19 protein-coding genes and 1 pseudogene are annotated in these 25,051 nt (G+C 70.2%); 8 read left to right on the forward strand and 12 right to left on the reverse strand.

What is annotated here, in order from left to right; all coding sequences use genetic code 11:
* The first annotated feature begins 42 nt into the window (after window positions 1-42).
* Genes J1C47_RS19575 through hrpB form a run of 3 tightly spaced genes read left to right on the forward strand, consistent with a single transcriptional unit; the run spans window position 43 to window position 5,011 of the window.
* Complete coding sequence (locus J1C47_RS19575) at window positions 43-1,740, forward strand: ABC transporter permease family protein (RefSeq protein ID WP_207352484.1); 1,698 nt, start codon at window positions 43-45, stop codon at window positions 1,738-1,740.
* Window positions 1,741-1,781: 41 nt separating this feature from the next.
* Complete coding sequence (locus tag J1C47_RS19580) at window positions 1,782-2,516, forward strand: ATP-binding cassette domain-containing protein (protein WP_207352520.1); 735 nt, start codon at window positions 1,782-1,784, stop codon at window positions 2,514-2,516.
* The gene (gene hrpB / locus J1C47_RS19585) at window positions 2,513-5,011 is read left to right on the forward strand and encodes an ATP-dependent helicase HrpB (RefSeq protein ID WP_207352485.1); all 2,499 of its coding nucleotides are present in this window, start codon (window positions 2,513-2,515) and stop codon (window positions 5,009-5,011) included. The genes J1C47_RS19580 and hrpB overlap by 4 nt, the downstream gene beginning before the upstream one ends.
* Window positions 5,012-5,154: 143 nt before the next feature.
* Here the strand turns inward: hrpB and J1C47_RS19590 are convergent, their stop codons facing one another.
* A complete protein-coding gene (locus J1C47_RS19590; protein ID WP_207352486.1) occupies window positions 5,155-5,649 on the reverse strand; it encodes a YciE/YciF ferroxidase family protein in 495 nt (164 codons plus the stop codon).
* A 285-nt stretch (window positions 5,650-5,934) separates the two neighbouring features.
* On the opposite strand from J1C47_RS19590, the gene J1C47_RS19595 reads away from it, so the two are divergent.
* The 3 genes from J1C47_RS19595 (at window position 5,935) to J1C47_RS19605 (ending at window position 9,783) form a co-directional block, all read left to right on the forward strand.
* The gene (locus tag J1C47_RS19595; RefSeq protein WP_207352487.1) at window positions 5,935-7,293 is read left to right on the forward strand and encodes an ActS/PrrB/RegB family redox-sensitive histidine kinase; all 1,359 of its coding nucleotides are present in this window, start codon (window positions 5,935-5,937) and stop codon (window positions 7,291-7,293) included.
* 563 nt (window positions 7,294-7,856) lie between these two features.
* A complete protein-coding gene (locus tag J1C47_RS19600; RefSeq protein ID WP_207352488.1) occupies window positions 7,857-8,426 on the forward strand; it encodes an ActR/PrrA/RegA family redox response regulator transcription factor in 570 nt (189 codons plus the stop codon).
* 649 nt (window positions 8,427-9,075) lie between these two features.
* Window positions 9,076-9,783, forward strand: a complete 708-nt coding sequence (locus tag J1C47_RS19605; RefSeq protein ID WP_207352489.1) for a class I SAM-dependent methyltransferase — start codon at window positions 9,076-9,078, stop codon at window positions 9,781-9,783.
* Window positions 9,784-9,917: 134 nt separating this feature from the next.
* Here the strand turns inward: J1C47_RS19605 and J1C47_RS19610 are convergent, their stop codons facing one another.
* A complete protein-coding gene (locus tag J1C47_RS19610) occupies window positions 9,918-10,184 on the reverse strand; it encodes a DUF3297 family protein (protein WP_207352490.1) in 267 nt (88 codons plus the stop codon).
* A gap of 303 nt (window positions 10,185-10,487) precedes the next feature.
* On the opposite strand from J1C47_RS19610, the gene J1C47_RS19615 reads away from it, so the two are divergent.
* Complete coding sequence (locus J1C47_RS19615) at window positions 10,488-12,002, forward strand: L,D-transpeptidase family protein (protein ID WP_245396686.1); 1,515 nt, start codon at window positions 10,488-10,490, stop codon at window positions 12,000-12,002.
* Window positions 12,003-12,065: 63 nt separating this feature from the next.
* Here J1C47_RS19615 and fhuB read toward each other — a convergent pair whose 3' ends face one another.
* The 10 genes and pseudogenes from fhuB to J1C47_RS19665 form a co-directional block, all read right to left on the reverse strand.
* A complete protein-coding gene (fhuB, locus tag J1C47_RS19620; protein ID WP_207352491.1) occupies window positions 12,066-14,045 on the reverse strand; it encodes a Fe(3+)-hydroxamate ABC transporter permease FhuB in 1,980 nt (659 codons plus the stop codon).
* Entirely contained in the window at window positions 14,042-14,956 is a 915-nt protein-coding gene (locus tag J1C47_RS19625) for an ABC transporter substrate-binding protein (protein ID WP_207352492.1), read from the reverse strand. The genes fhuB and J1C47_RS19625 overlap by 4 nt, the downstream gene beginning before the upstream one ends.
* On the reverse strand, window positions 14,953-15,774 hold the full coding sequence (locus J1C47_RS19630) for an ABC transporter ATP-binding protein (protein ID WP_207352522.1): 822 nt from the start codon (window positions 15,772-15,774) through the stop codon (window positions 14,953-14,955). The genes J1C47_RS19625 and J1C47_RS19630 overlap by 4 nt, the downstream gene beginning before the upstream one ends.
* A gap of 78 nt (window positions 15,775-15,852) precedes the next feature.
* Window positions 15,853-18,060 (reverse strand): TonB-dependent siderophore receptor, encoded by a 2,208-nt coding sequence (locus tag J1C47_RS19635; protein WP_207352493.1) that lies wholly within the window; start codon window positions 18,058-18,060, stop codon window positions 15,853-15,855.
* A gap of 155 nt (window positions 18,061-18,215) precedes the next feature.
* Window positions 18,216-18,962, reverse strand: a complete 747-nt coding sequence (gene hutC, locus J1C47_RS19640; RefSeq protein ID WP_245396687.1) for a histidine utilization transcriptional repressor HutC — start codon at window positions 18,960-18,962, stop codon at window positions 18,216-18,218.
* Between the two features lie 143 nt (window positions 18,963-19,105).
* Entirely contained in the window at window positions 19,106-19,948 is an 843-nt protein-coding gene (locus J1C47_RS19645) for an amino acid ABC transporter ATP-binding protein (protein WP_207352494.1), read from the reverse strand.
* A complete protein-coding gene (locus tag J1C47_RS19650; protein WP_207352495.1) occupies window positions 19,948-20,613 on the reverse strand; it encodes an amino acid ABC transporter permease in 666 nt (221 codons plus the stop codon). The genes J1C47_RS19645 and J1C47_RS19650 overlap by 1 nt, the downstream gene beginning before the upstream one ends.
* Window positions 20,614-21,251, reverse strand: a pseudogene (locus J1C47_RS19655) (amino acid ABC transporter permease); the annotation flags it as partial.
* An 84-nt stretch (window positions 21,252-21,335) separates the two neighbouring features.
* Complete coding sequence (locus tag J1C47_RS19660; protein ID WP_207352497.1) at window positions 21,336-22,166, reverse strand: transporter substrate-binding domain-containing protein; 831 nt, start codon at window positions 22,164-22,166, stop codon at window positions 21,336-21,338.
* A 183-nt stretch (window positions 22,167-22,349) separates the two neighbouring features.
* Window positions 22,350-23,708, reverse strand: coding sequence for a formimidoylglutamate deiminase (locus tag J1C47_RS19665; RefSeq protein ID WP_207352498.1), 1,359 nt, complete (start codon window positions 23,706-23,708; stop codon window positions 22,350-22,352).
* Window positions 23,709-23,799: 91 nt separating this feature from the next.
* On the opposite strand from J1C47_RS19665, the gene hutI reads away from it, so the two are divergent.
* Window positions 23,800-25,050 (forward strand): imidazolonepropionase, encoded by a 1,251-nt coding sequence (hutI, locus tag J1C47_RS19670; RefSeq protein ID WP_207352499.1) that lies wholly within the window; start codon window positions 23,800-23,802, stop codon window positions 25,048-25,050.
* The last annotated feature ends 1 nt before the right edge of the window (window position 25,051 follow it).

Genomic DNA, 25,051 nt, shown 5'->3' on the forward strand with positions numbered 1-25,051 from the left:
CCGCCTGCCGATGCCTGTGAGGTCGACGACGGTGGTGGCCGGGTGACGAAGGCTTTCAACTGGCTGGTGCCGGCGCTTCTCGCCTTGCCGGTCGCGATCGGGCTCGTCGGCGTCGTGCTGCCGGCCTTCGGCTATCTGCCGGCCCTCGGCGGCGCGGAGTTCTCTCTCGATGCCTTCCGGCGGCTTCTCGCCATGCCCGGCCTTTCCACCTCCGTCTTCCTGTCGCTTGCCGGCGGTCTCGTCACGACGGCGATCTCGACCCTCGGCGTCGCGCTGTTTCTCGCCGCCTTCCACGGCACGGCGGCCGAGCGCTTCGCCCGCAGGGCGCTGGCGCCCCTCCTTGCCGTTCCGCATGCCGCGGCGGCCTTCGGCCTCGCATTCCTGATCGCCCCGTCCGGCATGCTTGCCCGTCTGGTCGCCGCACCGCTCGGGATCGCGCGGCCGCCGGATCTCCTGATCGTCGGCGATCCGCTGGGCCTTGCGATGATGGCGGGGCTGATCGCCAAGGAGATGCCGTTCCTGCTTCTCGTCGCCTTCGCGGCACTGCCGCAGGCCGATCCGGTGCGGCGCATGCGGCTCGCGGCCTCCCTCGGCTACGGCCGGATGGCGGCTTTTCTCCTCACCGTCTGGCCCGGCGTCTACCGCCAGATCCGGCTGCCGGTGCTGGCGGTCGCCGCCTATGCGTCCGGCGTCGTCGACGTCGCGCTGATCCTCGGACCGTCGCTGCCGGCGCCGCTCGCCGTCCGCATCGTCGGCTGGATGAACGATGCGGATCTGTCGCTGCGTTTCGTCGCCTCGGCCGGCGCGCTGCTGCAGCTCGGCGTCACCGCTGCGGTCCTCCTCGCCTTCGTCCTCGGCGAGCGCCTCGCCGGCGCGCTGCGGCGCCGCCAGACGGTGACGGGAAACCGCATGCCGCGCGACGGCTGCGCGCGGCTTTTCGCCATGCTGCCGGTCGGGCTCGCCGCGGGGGCGGTGTTTCTCGGCCTCGTCGCGCTGGCTCTCTGGTCGTTCGCCGGCTTCTGGGGCTTTCCCGATCTCCTGCCGCGCCAGCTCGGCCTCGCCACCTGGATGCGGAGCCTGCCGGCGGCCGCCGGCCCGCTCGCGACGACCTTCGTGGTGGCGATCGTCTCGGCCGGCGCGGCACTCCTCCTCGTCGTCTGGCTGCTCGAGAGCCGGCGGAAAGCGGTCCGCGCCACCGTCGGAAGGCCCGCCCGGCTGCCGCCGGCCGTGGCAGGCCTCGTCTATCTGCCGCTGATCGTGCCGCAGATCGCCTTCCTCTTCGGCCTGCAGGTGGCGATCATCTCGCTCGGGCTGACCCCGTCGCTGCTTCTGCTTTCGGCGGTCCATCTGGTCTTCGTCGCGCCCTATGTCGCCCTGGCGCTCGCCGATCCGTGGTTCGCGCTCGACCCGCGTTACGAGCAGATCGCCGCGAGCCTCGGGCACGGCACCGCCGCGACGCTGGTCCGGGTCCGGCTGCCGATCCTGACGAGAGCGGTGCTGACGGCGCTCGCCATCGGCTTTGCCACCTCGGTCGGCCAGTATCTGCCGACGCTCCTGATCGGCGCCGGCCGGCTTCCGACTATCACCACCGAGGCGGTGGCGCTCGCCGCCGGCGGCAACCGCCGGGTCATCGGCGCCTATGCGCTGTTGCAGACGCTGCTGCCGCTTCTCGCCTTCACCCTGTCGGGAGGCCTGCCGCGCTTGCTCTCCGGCGGTCGAGCCGGCATGAAGCGGCCATGAACCGTCTCGCACCCATCGGCGCCGCGGCGCGCCCGGCGACGATGCGCTCCACGCCCGGTAAGGCGGAGGCCGGCGCGACGCCGGCGGGCCTCGTGCTCGACGGCGTCGAGATCCGGCTCGAAGGGCGCAGCCTGCTGGCGCTCGACCGCACCGTCCTGCCCGGCGAGACGCTGACCGTCATGGGCCCCTCCGGCTCCGGCAAGTCGACGCTCTTCGCCTTCCTCGCCGGTTTCCTCGATCCCGCCTTCACGGCGCGGGGCAGGGTGCTCCTCGACGGGCGCGACCTCACCGGTCTGTCGCCGCAGGCGCGGCGCGTCGGCCTGATGTTCCAGGATGCGCTGCTGTTTCCCCACATGTCGGTCGGCGGAAACCTGCTCTTTGCCGTGCCGGGGCGGGTGAAGGGCCGGAAGCTGCGCCACGCCGCCGTCGAAGCGATGCTTTCCGACGTCGGGCTCGACGGTTTCTTCGCCCGCGATCCCGCGACGCTCTCCGGCGGCCAGGCGGCCCGGGTGGCGCTGGCGCGCACGCTCATCGCCGAACCCCGGGCGCTGCTCCTCGACGAGCCGTTCTCGCCTCTCGACCAGGCGCTCCGGGCCGCGACGCGCGACCTCGTCTTCGACCGTATCGAGGCCCGCAACATCCCGGCGATCCTCGTCACCCACGACCCGGCAGATGCGAAGGCCGCCCGCGGCGCGATCGTCGAGATCGGCGGTGCGCAGGCCGAGCTGCAGGCGACGCCCGCCGCGGCCGCCGCCGGATCGCGGGCCGCCCGATGAGCCGAGATCCGCTGCCTGATCTTCCCGCCGAAGCGCTGGGCCTTCCCGTCGTCGAGGCGCTGCCGGCGCTCGCCGCGGCGCTCGGCCGAAAGCGCAGCGCCGTCCTCGTCGCGCCGCCCGGCGCAGGCAAGACCACGCTGGTGCCGATCCACCTCCTCAGATCGGGCATGGCCGGCAAGATCCTGCTCGTCGAACCGCGCCGTCTCACGGCGCGCGCCGCCGCCCGCCGGATGGCGGCGCTGCTATGCGAGGAAGTCGGCGCGACGGTCGGCTGGCGGATGCGGCTCGACACGAAGGTCTCGGCGAGAACCCGCATCGAGGTGGTGACCGAAGGCGTCTTCACCCGCCAGATCCTCGACGATCCGGGGCTTTCGGGCATCGGCGCGGTGATCTTCGACGAGTTTCACGAGCGCTCGCTCGACGCCGACTTCGGCCTTGCTTTGGCGATCGACGTCGCGACGGTGCTGCGCGACGACCTGAAGCTCGTCGTCATGTCGGCGACGCTGGACGGCGCCCGCGTGGCGGCGCTGCTGGGCGATGCGGAGGTGATCGAGAGCGCGGGCAGGGCCTTTCCGGTGCGGATCGAATATCGCGACCGGCCGGGCACCGTCGCTTTGGAGGACGCCGTGGCCGCGACGGTCCGCGATGTGCTCGCCGCCGAGAAGGGCAGCGTCCTCGTCTTTCTGCCGGGGCAGAAGGAGATTGCCCGCGTCGCCGAACGGCTTGCCGGCGTCCTGCCGGACGATGCGACGCTCGCTCCGCTCTATGGCGCTCTCGACGCCGCCGAGCAGGACCGGGCGGTGCGGCCGGCGCCCGGCGGCGCCCGCAAGGTCGTGCTTGCGACCGACATCGCCGAGACGTCGCTGACCATCGAGGGCGTCCGCATCGTCGTCGACGCCGGGCTGAAGCGGCGCCCGGCCTTCGAACCCGCCACCGGCCTGACGCGGCTGGAGACGGTGCGCGTCTCGCGGGCCTCGGCCGACCAGCGGGCCGGGCGCGCCGGGCGGACGGAGCCGGGCCTTGCCATCCGTCTCTGGCGGGCTGAACAGACCGCCGGGCTCGAAGCCTTCGACCGGCCGGAGATCCTGGCGACCGACCTTTCGGGCCTGATGCTCGACTGCGCGGCCTGGGGCGTCGCCGATCCCTCACAGCTCGCGCTGCTCGACGAGCCGCCGGCGGCGGCCGTCGCCGAGGCGGTGGCGCTGCTCGGCGATCTCGGCGCGCTCGACGGGGCGGGCCGCCTGACGCAGGCCGGCGAGGCGATGCGCCGGCTGCCCTTGCCGCCGCGCCTCGCCCACATGGTGGCGACGGCCGATCCGGCCGACCGGCTGAGTGCCGCGGACCTTGCCGTCCTTCTGACCGAACGCGGCCTCGGCTCGAACGACGTCGATCTCGACGAGCGGCTGCGCCGGCTTCGCGGCGGCCGCGATCCGCGATCGAAGGATGCGATGGCGCTCGCCCGGCGGATCGCGGCGACGGGCGGCAAAAGCACCGAAGCCCGTCCGGCGGAAACCGGTGGCTGGGCGACCGCCGGCTCGACCGGCCTCCTCGTGGCGCTGGCCTTTCCCGACCGGGTGGCCTTTGCGCAGGGCGCGCCCGGGCACTTCACTCTCGCGAACGGCCGCGGCGGAAGCCTTGATCCCGCCCATCCGCTGGCGCGGGCAAGAGCGTTGGCCGTCGCGGAAATCCAGGGGCCGGCCGCCGGCGGCAGGATCGTTGCTGCGGCCGAACTCGATCCGGAGGCCGTCGACCGCCTGCTTGCCGCCCGTGGCGCGGTCGAGGAGGCGGTCGTCTTCGTCGACGCCGCGCGGGCGGTGCGGGCCTTCCGGGCGACGCGTTTCGGCAAGGCGGTGGTGAGCCGCGTTCCGATCCCCGTGCCGAACGACGCTCGGACGGAACTGGCGCTCGCCGACGGCATCCGCCGCCTCGGCCTCGCACGGCTCGATTTCGGCAAGGAGAACGAGCGGCTGCTGGCGAGGATCAGGTTCGTCGCCGGCGCCTGCGGCCCGCCCTGGCCGGACTGTTCGGAGAGAGCGCTCGCCGAGGGTGTACGCGACTGGCTGCTGCCTTACGTGCCGGGCGCTGCCGCCTTCGACCAGATCACGCCGGAGCGGCTGCGCGCGGCGCTGGAGGGGCTCGTGCCGGGCGAATTCAGGGGCCGCCTCGACGAACTCGCGCCCAGCCACTTCGACGCACCCTCGGGATCGAGGGTGCCGATCCGCTACGAAAGCGACCAGCCGGTGCTGTCGATCAGGGTGCAGGAGCTCTTCGGCCTGAGGCACCACCCCGCCGTCGCGGGCGGGCGCCTGCCGCTGACGCTCGAACTGCTCTCGCCGGCGCATCGGCCGATCCAGATCACCCGTGACCTGCCGGGGTTCTGGAACGGATCCTGGGCGGACGTGCGATCGGATCTGCGCGGTCGCTATCCGAAGCACGAATGGCCGGAGGAGCCGGCCGCGGCAACCGCCACGGCGCGGGCGAAGCCGCGCCGCTGAACGACGAAGAAAGGCCCCCGCCGCGAACGCGCGGCGAGGGCCCCTCGTGATGCCCGAAAGGCGCCGGCCCGGAAGACGCCGCGTCCGCGGGGAGCGGGCGACGGACCGGCCGGTGTTGAACGGCTATCCCGGTGCCTGCGGCGTCAGGCGGCCGCCTCGTTGATGCCGAACTCGGCGAGTTCCGACATCGTCTGGTCGCCATGCGCCGTGGCATCGAGGCACTTCTGCAGCTTGACGGCATCCTCGGTCAGATCGAGACGCTTGGCGAAGGCGACGAGGCAGCCGTAGCCCGCGATGCCGTAATGCGCCATGCGCTGATACTGGGTGATGATCATCGCGTCCCGCACGTCGGCGTCCGAGATTTCCTCTTCCAGAGCGTGGGAACGGGCCTCCTTCACGAGGCCCTCCATGCCCTTGCAGAACTCCCCGCTCGGGTCGGCGCCATGGGCTCCGATGATTTCGGCGAGGGTGCGACGGCCTTCCTCGATACCCTCGACGCCGGCCTGGAGCGCCTTCTTCAGCTTCGGATTGTGCGCAGCCTCGGCCAGTTCGCGCGTCACCTTGGCAGCCTGGCCGTCGGCGCTGTAGATGTCCTGCATCTGGTCGATGTAGATGTCTTTCAGGCTGTTGAGAGCCATCGTCGTCTCCTTCCGATTGGTGCCGGTGCGGCGCGCGCTCGGATCGCCCGGCTGCCGGCCCGGCGCCCGCGCGCGTCCCGGCGGTTTCGATGGCTAAAAGAGCCGCGGAGCGGCTGCCGTTCCGCGCGGCGCGGCCGCGCTTTTTTGGCTGGCTAACGATCGCTCGGCGGCCGCTGTGCGTCATTGGGGCCGGGGGATGCGACATGGCACCCTGCGGTCGGCGGGGCAGGACGCGCTATTCTCGCTCACGGATGCAACTGGAAATCGGGACTGACGGACCTCGCAATGGATCAGGCAAGTCTGCACGGGGAGGGGCACGGTCCCTTCGACGTCATCTCCGGCATGCGCGAGAGCCAGCGGCTGCGTCTCGCGACGCTGGTCAGGCTCCGCTGGCTGTCGGTGGCGGGGCAGGCCATCGCCTGCGTCAGCGTGGCCTGGGTGCTGTGGTGGCCGTTTCCCGTGGTTCCGTGCTTTGCCCTCATCGCCCTGTCGGCAGGCCTCAACGTCTATCTCGCCGGTCGTTATTCCGGCAGCTACCGCCTGTCCTCGAACGCTGCTTTGACCGTTCTCACCTTCGACATCATGCAGCCGGCGGGCCTTCTGATGCTGACCGGCGGCATCCAGAATCCCTTCACCGTCTTCCTGATGGTGCCGGCGGTCATCGCCTCGGCGACCCAGCCGCCGCTCACCGTCTTTGCGATCACGGGTTTTGCCGTCGTCGCCACGACGGCGATCGCGGCGGTGCACATGCCGCTTCCCTGGCCGGTGGAGGGCGGGCTGCTGCTGCCGCCCGGCTATGTCGGGGGGCTGTGGTTCGCGATCGTCGCCACCCTCGTCTTCGCCTCCGTCTACATCTACCGCGTGGCGGCGGAGTCCCGCGTGCTTGCCGACGCGCTGGCCGCCACCGAACTCGTCCTGCAGCGCGAGCAGCATCTTTCCGCCCTCGACGGCCTCGCCGCCGCCGCCGCGCACGAACTCGGCACGCCGCTGTCGACCATCGCCCTCGTCGCCAAGGAGATGAAGCGTTCGGTGCCGAAGGACCAGCCGATTTCGGACGACGTGACGCTGCTGGTCGAGCAGACCGAGCGCTGCCGCCTTATCCTCGGACGGCTGACCTCGCTGTCATCGTCGAGCGAGAGCCATCTCGCCAACCTCTCGCTGCTCGCTTTGATCGACGAGGTGGCCGAGCCGCACCGCAACTTCGGCGTCGACCTGCAGGTCGAGGTGGTCGAACGTCTCGGCTCCGAACCCGTCGCGCGCCGCAACGCCGCGGTTCTGTCGGGCGTCGGAAACCTCGTCGAGAACGCCGTCGACTTCGCCCAGTCGGTGGTGCTGATCCGGGCGGGCTGGAACCATGCATCGGTCTGGATCGAGGTGCTCGACGACGGGCCGGGCTTCCCGGCCGCGATGCTCGACCGCGTCGGCGATCCCTACATGTCGCGCCGCGAAGCCCGCGACCAGCGCCATGGCGGCGGCCTCGGGCTCGGACTGTTCATCGCGGTGACCCTGCTGCAGCGCTCGGGCGCGACCGTGACCATCGACAATCGGCCCAGAAAAGGGGCAATCGCCTCGGTCGTCTGGCCGCGCGCTGCGTATTCCGCGAGCACCGCGGCTCCGGTCGACCGCGCTCTGGTCGCCGGGTAGCGCCTTTGATTCGGCGAGGCGTGAACCGACGATCGCTCACTCGTCCGGCCATGCGCCATCGTGTCGCACACCCTCGCGCTTGCAACATCGCTTTTCCATCAAAAGTGGTCATGGCGTGCGAACGTCAGAAGAATCAGCGATTTATCGAAACGTTGCCGGAGTTGTGCTCCGGCGGTTCGGCGGCCGGTCCATGACGGCGGGCCGCAAGCTGCTGTTTTGTTGCGGTTTTGCGCGCCGGCCCGTGGCCCGGACCTTTCGCCTGCCGGCGGCCGCCACATGCGGCCACCGTCAAGTCGATGATGCGACAGACATGCGAGCTTACGGTTTCCGACGGCGATTGACCGCGACGTCGGCACGCTGCGCGGGAATTCGGCAGATCAAAATAAATTTAGTTCATGCTTGCGGCATCTGCGCGATTAGTCGCAGCGTATCTCCGGCGTCGATAAGTCGCATGCCCCGTCCTGGGAGTGGCCGGAGTGAAACGCAGCTCGACGGACGCGCGGACCGGGCAACCCATCGCTCAGGGCGGGAAGTGGTGTGAGAAGAGTGAACCGAGGCAGAGAATGCTAGATCACACGATATTGTCCTTCGAAGTGCCGCTGCCGGTCAGCGATCCGACGCTCCTGCTCGTCGATGACGACAAGCCGTTCCTGCAGCGCATGAGCCGCGCGCTCGACCAGCGCGGCTTTATCGTCACGACGGCCGACAGCATCGCCGGGGGCCTGAGCGCGCTCGAGGACAGTGCGCCCGCCCATGCGGTCGTCGACATGCGCCTCGCGGACGGGAACGGCCTCGACGTCGTCGCCGCGCTGCAGCGCAAGCGCCCGGACGCCCGCGCCATCGTCCTGACCGGCTACGGCAACATCGCGACGGCGGTGACGGCGGTGAAGCTCGGCGCGATCGACTATCTGGCAAAGCCTGCCGATGCCGACGACGTGACCGCGGCGCTGCTGCGCTCCTCAGGCTTCAACGTCGAGGTGCCCGAAAATCCGATGTCGGCCGACCGCGTCCGCTGGGAACACATCCAGCGGGTCTACGAGCTGTGCGACCGCAACGTCTCGGAAACCGCCCGGCGCCTCTCCATGCACCGCCGCACGCTGCAGCGCATCCTCGCGAAGCGCGCGCCCCGCTGAAAAGTCTCCGCCCGTCGCACGAAGCGGGCGGGCGACCCGCTCACATTTTCCCGGCGGCGCGTGGCGGGTCGATGTGACGTGGCATGCCGCAACCTCGGCAGCGACCGGAGCGGGACGAACGGAGACGCGCCGGGACGGGGTCGCTGATTTTTTTCCGCCTGCGTCGAACTGCCCGCGCAGCGACCCGCGCAGCGGCTGCGATGGACCGCGTTCTTCGCCTTGGCCGCCGCCCCGTTTTGGCGCAATCCGCCCGGGAGAAAGGCGCCGTCGATGCGCTCCGGCCGGCCGCCTTTGCCCGGGCGGTGTGTGGGAAACCGCCAAAGCCTGCCGCGCCGACGGACTGCTGCGCCTGACGCTTGCCGTGGACATGGCCGCCGATCCGCGGGTCAGGCCGATCTTTCACGGGACGGCGGGCCGGGTCTGGGCGTACAGAAGTCCGTCTGTCTCAAACTGAAAATCGGCTGTCGCAAGATGATACATCAATAGTCGCGACGGCGGCGTAGAAAATCCTGTCACGTTGCCCGTTCCTGGCGGCTTTGGATCGGTCGTCCCTGGTCGTCTTCGCTGTTTGCAACAGATTCGATCTGGATAAGCGCGACAATTCCGATATTTATGCTTAATGAAGTGTAAAAATCGGAGTTAAAATGCGATGAGTGTCGCGCATCTCGATACCGGCCGGTGGGTCAAGCCAGACCCGATGAGCAATCCGCACAGCATCGAAAGGCGCTTCCGGGCGAACCGCTTCCGGCACGTCCGGCGCCTCCTCGAGGCGGCGCTCGAAGAAAGGGAGCGGATCGAGGTTCTCGATCTCGGCGGCACCGAGGCCTACTGGGCGATCGCCGAGGATTTCCTGTCTGAGCATCGCGGCCGGATCGGCATCACGCTGGTCAACAACGAACCGATCGAGGCGCCGAAGGATCCGGTCTTTCGCCCGGTCTTCGGCGATGCCTGCGACGGCAACCTCTTCGGCGGCAAGCGCTTCGACCTCGTCCATTCGAATTCGGTGATCGAGCATGTCGGCGAGGAGCACCGCATGCGGGCGTTCGCCGACAATGTAAGGCGCCTTTCCGACCGTTATTTCATCCAGACACCGAATTACTGGTTCCCGCTCGAGCCGCATTTCCGCGTCGTCGGTTTCCAGTGGATGCCGCTTCGCCTGCGCGCCGCCCTGATGCGGCGCGCCAATCTGGGCTTCTTCCCGCGGGCGAAGACCGCCGAGGAAGCCTGGAACAACGTCGCGGAGATCCGTCTCCTCGACAAGAAGCTGATGCGCCGGCTGTTTCCCGAGGCGGATCTCAGGGAAGAGCGGGTCGCCGGCCTGACAAAGTCGCTCATGGCCGTGCGCGACGCCGGCTGAGCCGGCAGGAGCCGAAGGGGCGGGGCACGGCGGGTCGATGCCGTGCCGCGCCGCTCGCTTTCATGCGCCGGCCTGCGGTCCTTCAACCCCGGCAGCCGGTCGCTTTCGGCCGGGTGCCGCGGTCCGGGCGGGGATCACGCCGAGGGCGTGTCGGCCGCCTCTTCCGGCGCCTTGCGCCAGACTTCGACCGGGCCCTTCAGCTTGATGGTCAGCGGCTTGCCCTTGCGATCGCGGGCCTTGCCGGCCTGGACGCGGATCCAGCCTTCGCTGACGCAATATTCCTCGACATTGGTCTTCTCCGCGCCCTTGAAGCGGACGCCGACGCCTTCGCCGATGGCGGTCTCGTCGTAATAGGGGCTGTCGGGATCGATGCTGAGCCGGTCCGGCAGGGCGTTGGTCATGTCGTGCTCTCCGTCTGTGATGGCGCCCCCATACCACCGCCCGGCGGCGGACGCACGATCGGCGACGACGGGAAGTCGTCTCGGCTTTCCACTTGTCGCCGTGCCGCACCGCGTTCGTTCCGTCGCCAATGCCCGGCGGCGACGTCGCGGTCGCTGCCGCCGGCCATCTTCATGTCCGGTTCACATGGCAAGCTTCAGGTTCGAAAAGGGGTATTTCCTTAAGGCTGGGCGACGAATCACCTGCGCCGGTGCGGCGAAGCGACGCTCGCGGCCGAAGCGCGACGACTTGGAAGGACGATCGAGTTGACCACGAGACTGAAGCGGGCGGGTCTGGCGGGACTGTATCTTCTGGCGCTTCCGGCCGGAACGACCGTCGCCGCCGAAACCGATGCCGCGCCGGTGCGGGTGGCGCAGGCTTTCGACTTCAACGTCCCCGACGGGGCGGTCGAGGTCTATGTCGATCAGTACGGCCAGCGCGTCTATCTCGACGGGCGCGGCCGGGTGGTCGGCGTCGACCGGCCGCGGCGCGGCTTCCAGGGCCGCCGCGACCGCTTCAGGGATCGTCGTGACGCGATCATCGACGCGCCGCCGCCGCCGGGCGTGACGGTGGAGGGCCGCGTCGACGTCGCGCCGGGCCGGGATTTCGGCCGGGTGCCGGATCGCCGCCGGCCGGCGACGATCGATCCCTATGACGATCCGGGCTTCGGCCCCGACGACGGCTATACCGAGCCGCGCTACGAAGACCGGGGGCCGGTGGAGGCCTCGCCGCTGCCCGCCCCGGGTGGGGCCGACGGGACCGACACCGTGCGCGAGGCGGGGCTGCCGCAAGACGGCGCCGATCGCGGCCTGCCGGCGGCGGGATCCGACGGCCCGGCACAGGATACCCTCGGCTCGGAGCCGCTGTCCGGCGACGACGGACAGACCATCGAGGAGAGCAATCCGGCCCCGGCCGTCGCCTCCCCGGGCAACCAGAACGACCGGACGCAGGTCGCCGCGCTCCAGATCCTGCTCGATCGGGCCGGCATGTCGCCCGGCGTCATCGACGGCCGCATGGGCGGCAACGTCAACAAGGCCGTCGCCGCCTATCGCGAGAAGTTCGGCAAGACGCTGCAGACCGGCGACGCGCAGGTCCTCGCGGAGGACCTCGACGCCACCGGCGGGCCGCCGATCATCGAATACGAGATCACCAACGAGGACGTCGCCGGGCCCTATGTCGCGTCTATTCCGAGCGACTACGGCGAGAAGGCAAAACTGCCCGAGATGAGCTTCGAGCGGGTCTCGGAGCGGCTCGCCGAGCGCTTCCACATGGACGAGAGCTACCTCACCTCGATCAATCCGGGCGCCGACTTCAGCCGCGCCGGAACGAAGATCAAGGTGGCGAATGTCGGCAGCAACGTCTCCGGCGAGGTGGCGAAGATCATCGCCGACAAGGGCCGCGAGCAGGTTCGCGCCTATGCGGCGGACGGCACGTTGATCGCCGCCTATCCGGCGACGATCGGCTCGACCGACACGCCGTCTCCCTCCGGCACGGTGCAGGTGAACCGGATCGCCTTCAATCCGAACTACACCTACAATCCGAAGGTGAACTTCAAGCAGGGGTCGAACGACAAGGTACTGACCATTCCGCCGGGCCCGAACGGCCCCGTCGGCACCGTCTGGATCGCGCTGTCGAAGCCCACCTACGGCATCCACGGGACGCCGGAACCCTCGAAGATCGGCAAGACCAACAGCCATGGCTGCGTGCGCCTGACCAACTGGGACGCGATGGAACTCGCCAAGCTGGTGAAGCCCGGCGTCACCGTCGAATTCACAGAATAGCGGCGTTTCGCGGCCGGCGGGCCGGCGGGCCGCCGTGCGGCCCTCAGACCGGCCCCGGCGGGTTCATCCCGCCGGGGCCTTTCGGCGCACCAGCGCGACGAGATAGGCCCCCCCGACCAGCGCGGCGACGAGGCCGGTCGGCAGCTGGTAGGGGAAGGCGAGGCTGCGGGCCGCCGTATCCGTCACGATCATCAGCAGGGCTCCGACGAGCGCCGATGCGGCGAGCTGGTCGCGCGGCCTCGAGAAACCGACCGTGCGGGCGAGATGCGGCGCCATCAGCCCGACGAAGGAGAGCGGCCCCACGGCAAGCGTCGCGGCGGCGGTCGCGACGGCCGCAAGTGCGACCAGCAATCCTCCGGCCCGTTGCGGCGAGATGCCGAGACCGATGGCCGTCGCCTCGCCGAGCTGCAGGATCGCGAGCCACCGGTGGCCGAAAAGCGCCAGCGGGACGAGGACGATGGCGAGAAGCGCCTCGGCGACAGCGACGCCGGGCGTCACGCGCAGGGTCGAGCCGCTCATCCAGTCAAGAAGCCGCGTCGCTTCCGGGCCGCCGCGGGAAAGGACGAGCGTCACGCCGGCACCCGCGAGCGAGGCGACGGCGATCCCGCCGAGGATCAGCCGTTCGGGGCCGAGTCGTGCGGCGTGGGCGAAGGCGAGGATCGCGGCGAGGGCGGCCAGTGAGCCGCCGGCCGCGGCGGCGAAGGTCGGACCGCTTCCGGCAAGGGGATCGATGACCAGCAGGGCGGCGAGGCCGAGGCCGGCGCCGGTGCTGATGCCGAGAACCTCCGGGCTGGCGATCGGATTGGCGGTGACGCGCTGCAGGATGGTGCCGGCGGCTCCGAGCAGGGCTCCCGCGGCCGCGCCGGAGACGAGGCGTGGCCAGCGAAGCGGCATCAGGGTTTCGGCAAGGTCTGCCGAGGAGAGGAACGCCCGGCCGTCGGGGGCGAGGTAAAGCGAGACGAGCGTTGCGGCGGCGGTGGCGGCGGCGAGAGCCGCAAGGCCGAGGGAAACGGCGCGGATCCGCCGGGCCGGGGCGGGAAGCGTGGAGACCGACCGGTGCGGCAGGCGCGGCAGCAGCCAGAGGAGCACCGGCCCGCCGAGCAGCGCCGTCACTGCGCCGGTGGGGATGGTCGTGCCGGCGAGCTGCTGCAGCGCGAGGACGGCCGCGTCGGTCGCAAACAACAGGACGGCGCCGATCAGCGGCGCCGCGACGAGCCGGGCGGAGGCGCTGCGGGCGCCGGAGAGCCGCGCCAGATTGGCCGCGGCCAGGCCGACGAAGCCGACGATGCCGACGGAAGCGATGACGCCCGTCGCGAGCACCGTCGCAAGGACGGCCGCCGCCAGCCGGATCGCCCCCGTCGCGACGCCGACGCCCCTGGCGCTCTCGTCCGAAAGGGAGAGGATCGCAAGCGGCCGGCGCATGAGGAAGACCGCGGGAGCGGCGACGCCGAGCATGAGGCCGATGGCCGCGTCGCTGCGCCAGCCGCTCTGGTCGAGCGCCCCGCCGCCCCAGAGATAGAGCGACATCATGTAGTCGCCGCCGGCAAGGATCAGCGTCGCCGAGAGGGACGAGGCGACGAGCGAGACGACGAGACCGCAGAGGATCATCGTCACGGGGTCGTAGTTGCGGCGCCGCGACAGGATGAGGACGAGGGCCAGCGCGGCCGCTCCGCCGGCGAAGGCGACGAGGACCTTCGCCCCGGCGAGAAGCGCCGGCGCGAGAAGCGTCGCTATACCGAGCGCGAGCTGCGCCCCGGCGCCGATGCCGAGGGTCGACGGGTCGGCGGCAGGGTTGCGCAGCGCCTGCTGCAGGAGCGCGCCGGCAAGCCCGAGGGCGGCGCCGCCGAGGAGGGCGAAAACGCCGCGCGGCAACAGGCCGGCGATCAGGAATGTCTCGGAAAAACCCGGAGCGAGGCCGACGGTGGCGCTCTTCGCGGCGAGCGCGAAGACGGCGAGGGACGCCGCGAAAAGCGCGAGCCAGCCCGCCGCCGCGACGCCCCGCCCGCGCATCCGGGCGGCGGCGGATTTCAGATCCTGTCTCATCCGGCCGACCGGCCGCTTCGGTGAAGCAGGGCGTCGGTCAGGAAGCCGGCGAACCGCGTCGCCGCGGGCAGCGCGCCGAAGGCGTCGCAGGGCGGCAGAAGCGCGAAGCGGCCGGCCGCGACGGCGGGCAGCGCCCGCCAGAGGGCGCCGGTCTCGATGGCGCGCCGGGCGTCCGGCGGCACGGGGCCCACGCCGACGAGGAAGGCGTCGGGGAAGGCCGCGAGCCGCTCGATCCCGACCGGCGCGTTGGCGCTGTAGCGTGTGCCGCCCCGCCAGGCGTTCTCGAGGCCGAGGCGCGACAGCGTGTCGCCGAACAGCGAGTCGGCGCCGAAGACCCTGACGTGGCCGGCATCGCCGACGTCGACGAGGAGCACCGGCGGGGCCGATGCCGTGCGAAGCGCCTCGCGCGCTTCGGCAAATCGGCGCGCGCCATCGGCGACGAGGCCTCGCCCCCGCCCGGCGATCCCGCACTCCGCCGCGACGGCGACCGTCATCGCCTCGATCCTTGCGAGCGGCGGCTCGCCCGGCAGGAACAGGTCGAAAATCCGGAAACGGGCGATCCGCTCGATCTGGGGCGCGGCCCAGGCGCTGTAGTTGCTGCCGTAGACGACGTCCGGGCGGATCATTGCAAGGCGCTCGAAGGAAAGCGCCCCGCGCAGGCCGAGGTCGGCGACCGTTTCCGGCACCGCGGGCTCGACGACCAGGCGGCGATAGAGGATCAGTTCTGGCGCCGCGGCAGGGGGGAGGCCGAGCGCGAGGAAGGTTTCGAGAAGCGCCCAGTCGACGACGGCGACGCGGCCCGCCCCCGCGACGCCCGCGGCGTCCGCCCGAGGGACCCGGCCGGCGAAGGCGCTCGCGCCAAGCCCGGCAAGCGCCGCCCGGCGCGTGATCTGCGAAACCTGTGCCGTCACTTGACGTAGCCGATCGGCGGGCCGGCGTCCGGCCGCTTCAGAATGCCCATCCTGACGCCGTAGATCGCCTCGAGCACCTCGGGGCGCATGATCGCCGCCGGGCCGCCGTCGGCGACGATGCGTCCCTCGCGCAGCGCGACGAGGCGGTCGCAGATCTGCGCCGCCATGTTGATGTCGTGGAGGACGATGACGACGGAAAGTCGGCGGTCCTGCGAGAGCCTTCGCACGAGGCCGAGCATCTCCGCCTGGTGGGCGACGTCGAGGGCCGAGGTCGGTTCGTCGAGGACGAGGCACCCGGTCTCCTGGGCGAGCAGCATGGCCAGCCAGACGCGCTGGCGTTCGCCGCCGGAAAGCTCCGAGACCTGGCGGTCGGCGAAGCCCTCGGTGTCGGTGCGCGCCATCGCCGCCTCGATCGCGTCCCGGTCGCCTCGGCCGAGCCGACCGAGCGGGCCGTGCCAGGGATAGCGTCCGAGGGCGACGAGTTCGCGGCCGGTCATGCCGTCGGTCGCCGGCGGCGTCTGCGGCAGATAGGCGAGCCGCCGCGCGAAGTCGCGTCGTCCGAAGCCTTCGATCGGGCGCCCGGCGAAGCATATCGTGCCCCGGCTCGGCACGGTCTGGCGGGCGAGCAGCCTGACGAGGGTCGACTTGCCGGAACCGTTCGGGCCGATCAGCCCGTGGACGAGACCCGGCTCGAGACGAAGCGAGAGGTCTCTGAGGATCGGCCGGCCACCTGCCGCAAAGCCGACGTCCTCGACGCGGAAGAGCGGCACGTCTGCGGTGTCTTCCCGACTGTCCGGGGGGCTTTCGGCAAGCTGCATCGTCATGCCGGCGGACGCGGACGCCGAGGCGTCCGCTCGCCCGATGCGGAACCGAGGATCATGCGACGCCTCTCGGTGTCAGAAGCTGAAATGCGTCTTCAGGAGCGCCGTGCGTCCTTCGCCATAGGCGCAGCTGTAGGCGCTCTGGCAGCCGGACACGTATTCCTTGTCGAAGACGTTGTTGACGTTGAGCGACACGCCCCAGTCGTCCTGTTCGTAGCCGAGCTTGACGTCGAAGACCGTCGCGTCCGGAACCTTCAGCGTGTTCTCGTTGTCGGCGTAGCTGTCGCCCTGATAGCGGATGCCGGCGCCGGCCGTCACCCCCTTCAGGCGGCCGCTCGGCACGGTGTAGTTCAGCCAGGCCGAGGCGAGGATCTCCGGGATGAGATAGGGGCGATTGCCGACGATCGCCGCGTTGGCGTCCTCGGTGATTTCGAGGTCGTAGGCGGTGAAGGCGCCCTTGACGTTCCACGCCTCGTCGAGATTGACGTTCGCCTCCACCTCGACGCCGCGCGAGCGGACCTCGCCGAGCGCCGCCGTCACGTACTGGCCGTTGAGGACGCGCGTCTGCAGTGTGTTGCGGCGGGTCAGGTCGAACAGCGAGGCGGTCAGCGTCGCATCGAGGAAGGTCGGCGAATATTTCAGGCCGACCTCGTACTGTTCGCCGGTCTGCGGACCGACGGGCTCGCCGGCCGTGTCGGTGCCGATCTGCGGCTCGAAGAAGCGCGCCACGCTGACATAGGGGGTGAGGCCGCCGGCAAACTCGTAGGCGAGGCCGGCGCGGCCGGAGACCGAGCCGTCTTCGCGGTCGTAGTCGTTGTTCGTCGCCGTCTGGTCGTCGCGGTCGATCCAGACCTCGTCGTAGCGGCCGTTCAGGGTGAGGACCCATCCGTCGCCGAACTTCGCCTGCTCCTGGGCGTAGAAGCCGAGCTGGTTCATGTCGAGCGTCTCGTCGACATAGGGATCGTAGAGCGCGCCGAGATTGTCGGTGTAGACCGGATCGATCGGGTCGAGCTGGTCGGCAGGGCCGGTCGCCTGCCACTGGTCGATCCGATAGTATTTGTAGTCGACGCCGGCGAGGAGCTGGTGGTGCACCGCGCCGATCTGATCCTCGAACACCAGCTGGTTGTCGGTCTCGACGAGATCGGCCTTGGTGTCGTGGGCGAAGTTCAGCCGGTAGAGCGTGTTGTCGGTGGTGTCGAAGTCGTAGGGGTAGGGGCCGTACTCGCTGCGCTCGACATGGATCAGCCGCGTGTTTGAGCGGAAGGTCAGCTCGTCGGTCAGCGCCTGCTGGAGGTCGTAGCCGATGCTCGCCTGTTTCGACCTGAAGGAATCGAGCCCCGGTTCGCTGTAGTAGAGGTCGCGCGGCACGAAGCCGTAGGGGGCCGCCGTCACCGTGCCGACATAGGGCCAGAAGCCGCCGGTGTGGCGCTGGTCGTCGTACTGGTAGGTGGCATAGACCGCGAGCCGCGTGTCGGCATCCGGCTCGTAGAGCAGGCTCGGCGCCACGACGCCGCGGAAGTTGTCGGCATAGTCGGTCTGGGTGTCGCCGCCCTTGACGCGGCCGACGATCCGGTAGCTCCAGGGGCTCGCCTCGAAGAACGCGTCGCCGACGTCGAAGCCGACATAGCCGTTGGGATCGTCGGTGACGCCGGCCTCGACATAGCCGTGATGGTCGCCGTCGGCGCGCTTCGACACCTCGTTGACGATGCCGCCGGCGCTGGAGCCGCCGTAGAGGACCGAGGCCGGACCCCGCAGCACCTCGATCCGGTCGAGCAGGAAGGGATCGACGGTGATGCCGGCGAAGGCGTACTGGTAGAGCTGCAGCCCGTCGAGGAACATGCCGGACTGGGTGGCGTCGAAGCCGCGGATGTAGACCCAGTCGGTGTCGCTGTCGTAGCCGAAGGGCTGGGCGAAGACGCCCGGGGTGTAGCGCAGGGCCTCGTCGACCTTCTGGGCGCCGCGGTCCTTCAGTTCTTCCTGGCCGATCACCGAGACGGCCTGGGGAATTTCGGCGAGCGGCGTCGCGACCTTCGAACCCGCGGTGGCCTTCTTGGCGACGTAGCCGTCGACCTCGCCGGGATCGGCGAGACCGCCCGCGTCGCCGCCGGAAGATGCCTCGTCCCCGGCATTGCCGATCACCACTTCGTCGAGCCTGACCACTGACTGGGCCTGCGCCGGGCTTTCCGCGAGGGGGCCGAAATATCCGGCCGCCGCGAGCACGCCGGCGAGCGCCCCGAGGGTTGATGGATGGCTGGAGGGACCTCTCCGGGACGACCGACGCATGAAACACCCGCTACGCAAGAAATGACTGACGTAACGGCTATGCGAGATATTATGACTAATCTAGTCATGATTTCGGAGTCGGTGCGGCCGGGCCACGGCTGTTGCCCAATTGTCGCAGCTTCGGCACGTCGGCACGGCGGCGGCGGTGCCGCGGATCACCCTCCCGTCGGAGCGAAGCGCGCGACCATTTCGTGGCCGTCCCCGGGATAGACGAGGCGGACATGGGTGATCGGCCGGTCCTGGTCGAAGGTGCGCCGCTCGACGACGAGGCAGGGCGAGCCGGGCGCGACGAGAAGCACCTCCGCCGCGGCAGCGTCCGCCGCCGATGCCCGGATGCGGTGTTCGGCCGTCGACCAGGGGATCCTCGACACCAGGAAGGCGCCGGGCGAGAGCGTCGCAAAGCCCTCGTCCGCGACCTCCGGCACGGCGGAAAGATTGATCAGCCGGTCTTCGAGGCAGAACGGCCGGCGGGCGGCGAAATGCCGGCAGGTGATGTCGAGGACGGGCGTTCCGGCCGAAACGGCGAGCAGCGGCTGGTCGGCCTTGATGGCGGGCCGCACGGCGCGCCGCAGGATCTCGAAGTGATAGGGCAGGCCGAGGGCCTCGACCTCGCGCCTGACGTCGACGATCTTAAGCACCGCCGATTGCGAACTCGGCCGGCGCACGAAGCTGCCGGCCTTGCGCCGCCGCTCGATGAGGCCGGCGCGGGAGAGTTCGGTCAGCACCTTGTTGACGGTCATGCGCGAGCAGCCGTAGCGGGCCGCGAGATCCTGCTCGAAGGGGATCTGGCTGCCCGGCTGCCAGGCGCCGGAGACGATGCTGCCCTCGATGTCGGAGCGGATGGTCTCGTGCAGCGAGCGCTTCCTGTCGCCGGAGGCCTCGGATGGCATCCGCGCGGTCATGCCGGTCCCGTCCCCGCAATGGTACGGCCGTCGCGGCACGGCCTCGCCGCGAACGGGCGGCCCGGGCGCGGGCGGTCCCGCCCCGCATCCGATTCGGCCTTCGATGGCACCGGCCGGCCGCCGGCGGTCTTCCGGGTCATCGTCTAGACCAGCGCTGCGGCGCCGCGGTCGAGATAGGTCTCGAGGAACTGGGCGAGGCGCGGATGCCGCGGCTCCCCGAAGACCTCCCGCGGCGTTCCGTCGAGGAGCAGGCGCCCGTGGTCGAGGAAGGCGATCCGCTGGCCGACGGTCGCCGCGAAGCCGATCTCGTGGGTGACGACGAGCAGCGTCATGCCGGAGCCGGCGAGGTCGCGCATGACGTTCAGCACCTCGCCGGTGAGCTCGGGATCGAGCGAGGCGGTCGGCTCGTCGAAGAGCATGACCTCGGGATCGAGGGCCAGCGCCCTTGCGATGGCGACGCGCTGCTGCTGGCCGCCCGAGAGTTCGGAGGGGTAGTGTTTCGCGCGGTTGGCGAGGCCGACGCGGGAAAGTTGCGCCATGCCGTGCTCCTCCGCCTCGCTGCGCCGCATCCTGCGGACGGTGACGAGCGCCTCGCAGACATTGCCGAGCGCGGTCATGTGCGGCCAGAGATTGAACTGCTGGAAGACCATGCCGATCCGCGAGCGCACCGCCCGGATGCTTTGCGGCGACAGGCGGGTGCGGCCGCCGTCCGGCGCTTCGGCGAAGCCGAGCGGGTCGCCGTGGATCTCGATCGTGCCGGTGGTCGCCTCTTCGAGGAAGGCGATGCAGCGCAGAAGCGTCGACTTGCCCGAGCCCGAAGGCCCGATCAGGCAGGTGGTGGCGCCGGTCGGGACCTTGAGGTCGATGCCGGCCAGCACCTCGGTGTCGCCGAATCTCTTGGTCACGCCCCGCACGAGGACGGCGGCGTCGGCCTCTGGCGTCTCGGCGGTGCTGGCGCGCGGGGCGAGGGGGGCGGTGTCGCTCATCACGCGGCAAACCTGAATTTCGAGAGCCGGGCCTCGGCGATCCGGCCGAGAAGGCCGCAGATCTCGACGAGCACCCAGTAGAAGAGCGCGAGCAGGAACATCGCGTCGGCGAAGGCATATTGCTGCGAGCCGATGGCGCCGATGACCATGGTCATCTCCGGTACGGTGATGATCGACAGGATCGCCGTCTCCTTGATCAGGAGGATCGCCATGTTCACGCATTGCGGCAGGACCAGCATGGTCATCTCCGGCAGCAGGATGCGCCGCAGGATCTGCGAGCGCGACAGGCCGACGCACTGGGCGGCCTCGACGTGGCCGCGGGGCACGGCGTCGAAGCCCGCCCGGAAGATCTCGGAGAAATAGGCGCCGGCATAGACGGTCAGGCCGATGAGGCCGGCCGGGATCGGCTCCAGCCGCAGCCCGACGAAGGGGCCGCCGAAATAGAGCAGGAAGAGCTGCACCAGGAAGGGCGTGCCGCGCAGGATCTCGACGAGAAGCCGCAGCAGCCAGTCGACCGGCGGAGGGCCGTAGCGCCGCGCCGCGGCGACGAGGAAGCCGAGCGCCGCACCCAACGCCGTCGCGACCACCCAGACCCAGATCGTCACCCAGAGGCCGGCAAGGATCTCCGGCAGCTTCTCGAGCATGAGGCCGAAGTCGAGGCTCATGCGCGGCCCACCCGGGCCATGCGCTCGGCCAGCGCGCCGCCGCCGGCCACGGTCCAGCAGATGACGAGGTAGAGGGCGCCGGCGACGGAATAGAACAAGAGCGGCTTGTAGGTGCTCGCGGCGAGGTTCTGGGCCATGCGGGTCAGCTCGATGACGCCGACGACGGAGATCAGCGAGGAGGCCTTGAGGATGAGGATCGCCTCGTTGACGAGGGCCGGCAGGGTCAGCCGGAAGGCGATCGGCGCCCGGATGCGCTTCAGCTGCTGCCACGGGGTGAGGCCGACCATGTCGGCGGCTTCGAGCAGCCCCTTCGGCACCGAGTTGAAGCCGCCGCGCAGGTTTTCGGCCTGATAGGCGGCGGTGCACAGCGACAGGCCGACGACGGCGGCGACGACGCTCGGCACGGAGATCCCGACCGCCGGCAGCAGATTGTAGATGAGCAGCAGCTGGACGAGCAGCGGCACGCCGCGGAAGAAGCTGATGAACAGCGTCGCCGGCAGCGAGAGGAGCCGGTTCGGCGACAGCTTGGCGGCGCAGACGAGGAGGCCGATGCCAAGGCCGATCACGATCGAGATGGCACTGATGACGACGGTGTAGCCCGCCGCCCAGAGCATCAGCTCGAAGAGTCTGAGGGACATTGGCGGCTCGTCTCGTCCTTCATCGGCGGATGGTCCGCCGCGGGCGGCGAGGGCCTGCGGCGGACGCGGCTGTGGCCGGCGGCGTCAGACCTTCGGCTCGGGCACCGTGTCCGGCGTGTCGAAGGTCGTGCCGAACCACTTTTCCTGCATCTTGCCGAGCCGTCCGTCCTGCTTCATCTTGAGGATCGCGGCGTCGACGGCGTCGAGCAGCGACTGATCCTCGGGCTTCTTGGTGCCGATGAAGCCGAAATAGCTCGGCTGGCCGAAGGCGGGCTTGACCACCGCGAAGGTGTCCGACTGTTGCTGCGCCACATAGGCGATGTTCGGCAGCGAGTTGGCGACAGCGACGATGCGGCCGGCGGCGAGATCGGCATAGGCCTCGTTGAAGCTGACATATTCGCGGGTCTCGACGCCGCCCTTCAGCGACTTGCCGAATTCCTGCAGCTGGGCGAGCTGGGCCGTCGCCTTGCCGGAGCCGACCAGCTTGCCGGCGATGTCCTCCGGCTTGGACAGGCTGTCGTCGCCGGCCTGCTTCAGCAGCGCCACCGTCGCCTCGGCGATCGGAATCGTGAAGCGGTAGCGCTCGAGCCGTGCCTTGGTGATCGTCGCCGGACCCGCCACCATGTCGAACTTGCCGGCCTCGAGGGCAGGCAGGACGCCGTCCCAGGGCAGCGTCACCCATTCGATCTTGACGCCGAGTTCCTTGCCGATCTCGTCGAACATGTCGACGTTGAGGCCTGCGTGCTCGCCGCTCTCGTTGATGAAGTCGAAGGGCGCGAACGCCGTTTCCGTGCCGACCTTGAGGACGCCGGCCGACTTCACCTTCGCCAGCGTATCCTCCGCATGGGCGGCCAGCGGCAGGCCGAGCGCCAGCGACAGGCCGAGCATCGCCTTCATCAGGAAACGTTTGTTCATTGCCATCATCTCTCCATCGGGACGGGCCGCCGCCTGCGGGCGCCGGTGCGGATAAATCTAGACATAAGCAAGCCTGCCCCGCCCGGCTTGTCAACGATTGAGCAGATGCGAAAGCGCGAAATTTTTGATCACGGCCGACGCCCCATGACGCTTCCGGCTTTCTCCGAACGATCGAGCAATTTCTCAAAGCTTCCCCGCAAGAGCCTCTGCGACCTTGCGGAAACGCCCGTAGACGGCCTCCCGATCATGGTGCCGGCCGTCGCTGACCCGCCGCCTGCCGCGCACCCAGACGCCGTCCACCGCGGGGCGGGAGGCGGCGAAGATCCACGAATCGAGAATGGCGTCGCCGTTGCGCCCGATCAGCGCCGGATGGTCGGCGTCGAGCGAGACGAGGTCGGCCGGCGCGCCGGCGGCGATCGCCGGGACGGGACGGCCGAGCGCCTGCGCTCCCCCTGAAAGCGCGGCGTCGAACACCGCCCGCCCGGTCGATGCGCCGGGCTCGGCCATGACGTTGCGGCTGCGGCGGGCGAGCCGCTGCGCGGTTTCGAGCTGGCGCAGTTCCTCGGCGACCCCGGTCAGGACGTTGGAGTCGGAGCCGACGCCGAACCGGCCGTCGTGATCGCGGAACTCGCGAGCGGGGAAGAAGCCGTCGCCGAGGCTCGCCTCGGTGATCGGGCAGAGGCCGGCGACCGCGCCGCTTCTCGCCAGACGCGCCGTCTCCTCGCCCGTCATGTGCGTCGCATGGATCAGGCACCAGCGCTCCGACAGGTCGGCATTGTCGAGCAGCCATTCCACCGGCCGCCGGCCGGACCAGGCGAGGCAGTCCTCGACTTCCCGGACCTGCTCGGCGGCATGGATGTGCATCGGCGCGTCCGGCCGCAGCGAGGCCGCGAAGGCGAGTTCCTCAGGCGTCACCGCCCGCAGGCTGTGGCCGGCGACGCCGAGTACGCCGCCGGGAAGCGCCGCGACGGCGGCCCCGGCCGCCTCGACGAGCCGCGCGAAGCCGTCGCGGTCCGAGACGAAGCGGCGCTGGCCGGGATTGGGCGCGGCTCCGCCGAAGGTCGAATGGGCGTAGAGCACGGGAATGAGCGTCAGGCCGATGCCGGTCTCGCCGGCGGCCGCGGCGATCGCCTCGGCCATGGCGCCGACCTGGCCGTAGGGGCGGCCGTCATGGTCGTGGTGGAGATAGTGGAACTCGCCGACGGCGCCGAAGCCCGCCTCCAGCATCTCGACATGAAGCTGTGCCGCCACCGCCGCGACGTCGTCGGGGGTCATGGCGAGGGCGAAGCGATACATCGTCTCGCGCCAGACCCAGAAGGTGTCGACGCCCGGGCCGCGGATCTCGGCGAGCCCCGCCATCGCCCGCTGGAAGGCGTGGCTGTGGAGGTTCGGCATCGCCGGGACGAGGATCGCCGCGCGCTCGTCGCCGGCTCTAGCCGTTCCGTCCGCGACCGCCGCGATGCTGCCGCCCTCGATCGCGATCCTGACATTCTGCCGCCAGCCCTCCGGTGTCAGCGCCTGTTCGGCGTGGATGGTCGTCATGAAGATCTCCTTTGGCGGCGACGCGGCTTGCGAGGCCGCCTAATATGTCTATACATGATCCGGAGCGAAAGCCCGGCGACGAAGGTGCATCATGGCTCCGACGGATGAAACAGAGCGGCCGACCCTCTGGCGCAACGCGCGTCTCGCCACGATGAGCGCGGGGCTTTCCGGCCTCGGCGTCGTCGAGAAGGGGGCAGTCGCAGCGGCGGGCGGGCGCATCCTCTTCGCCGGTCCGGAAGCCGAGGTGCCGCAGGCCCTCGCCGCCGGGGCCGAGACCGTCGACTGCGGGGGGCGCTGGATCACGCCGGGGCTGATCGACTGCCACACCCATCTGGTCTGGGCCGGCAACCGCGCCAAAGAGTTCGAACTGCGGCTCGCTGGGGCGAGCTACGAGGAGGTCGCGCGGGCCGGTGGCGGCATCGTCTCGTCGGTGAACGCGCTGCGCGCGGCGGGCGAGGACCGGCTTCTCGCCGAGACGCTGCCGCGGCTCGACGCGCTGATTGCCGAGGGCGTCACCACCGTCGAAGTGAAATCCGGCTACGGGCTCGACGCCGGCAACGAGGCGAAGGCGCTGAAGGTCGCGCGCCGGCTGGGCCGCGAGCGGCCCGTCTCGGTACGCACGACCTTTCTCGGCGCACACGCACTGCCGCCGGAGTTTTCCGGGGACAAGGCAGGCTTCATCGCGCGGGTGGTGGAGGAAATGCTGCCGGCGATCGCCGCCGAGGGCCTCGCCGATGCCGTCGACGGCTTCTGCGAGAAGATCGCCTTCTCGCCGGAGGAGATCGCCCGCGTCTTCGATGCCGCAAAGGCAGCGGGCCTGCCGGTGAAGCTTCATGCCGACCAGCTCTCGGACCTCTCCGGTGCGGCGCTCGCCGCACGCTACGGCGCGCTTTCGGCCGACCATCTCGAATATACCAGCGAGGCCGGCGCGGAAGCGATGGGGAAGGCCGGCACGGTCGCGGTCATGCTGCCCGGCGCCTTCTATTTCATTCGGGAGACCAAGGTCCCGCCGGTCGATGCCTTCCGCCGGCACGGCGTCGCGATGGCCGTCGCCACCGACTGCAACCCGGGAACCTCGCCGCTGACCTCGCTGCTCCTGACGATGAACATGGCGGCGACGCTGTTCCGCCTGACCGTCGATGAATGCCTTCTCGGCGTCACCCGCAACGCCGCGCGCGCCCTCGGCCTTGCCGCCGAGACCGGGACGCTCGAGGCCGGCAAATCCGCCGACCTCGCGATCTGGGACATCGAGAGCCCGGCCGAACTCGTCTACCGGATCGGCTTCAACCCGCTTCATGCACGCATCTGGAAGGGCCGCATCTGGAAAGGGACGGGACGATGAG

Source organism: Jiella sonneratiae (assembly GCF_017353515.1).
Classification (GTDB): domain Bacteria; phylum Pseudomonadota; class Alphaproteobacteria; order Rhizobiales; family Rhizobiaceae; genus Jiella; species Jiella sonneratiae.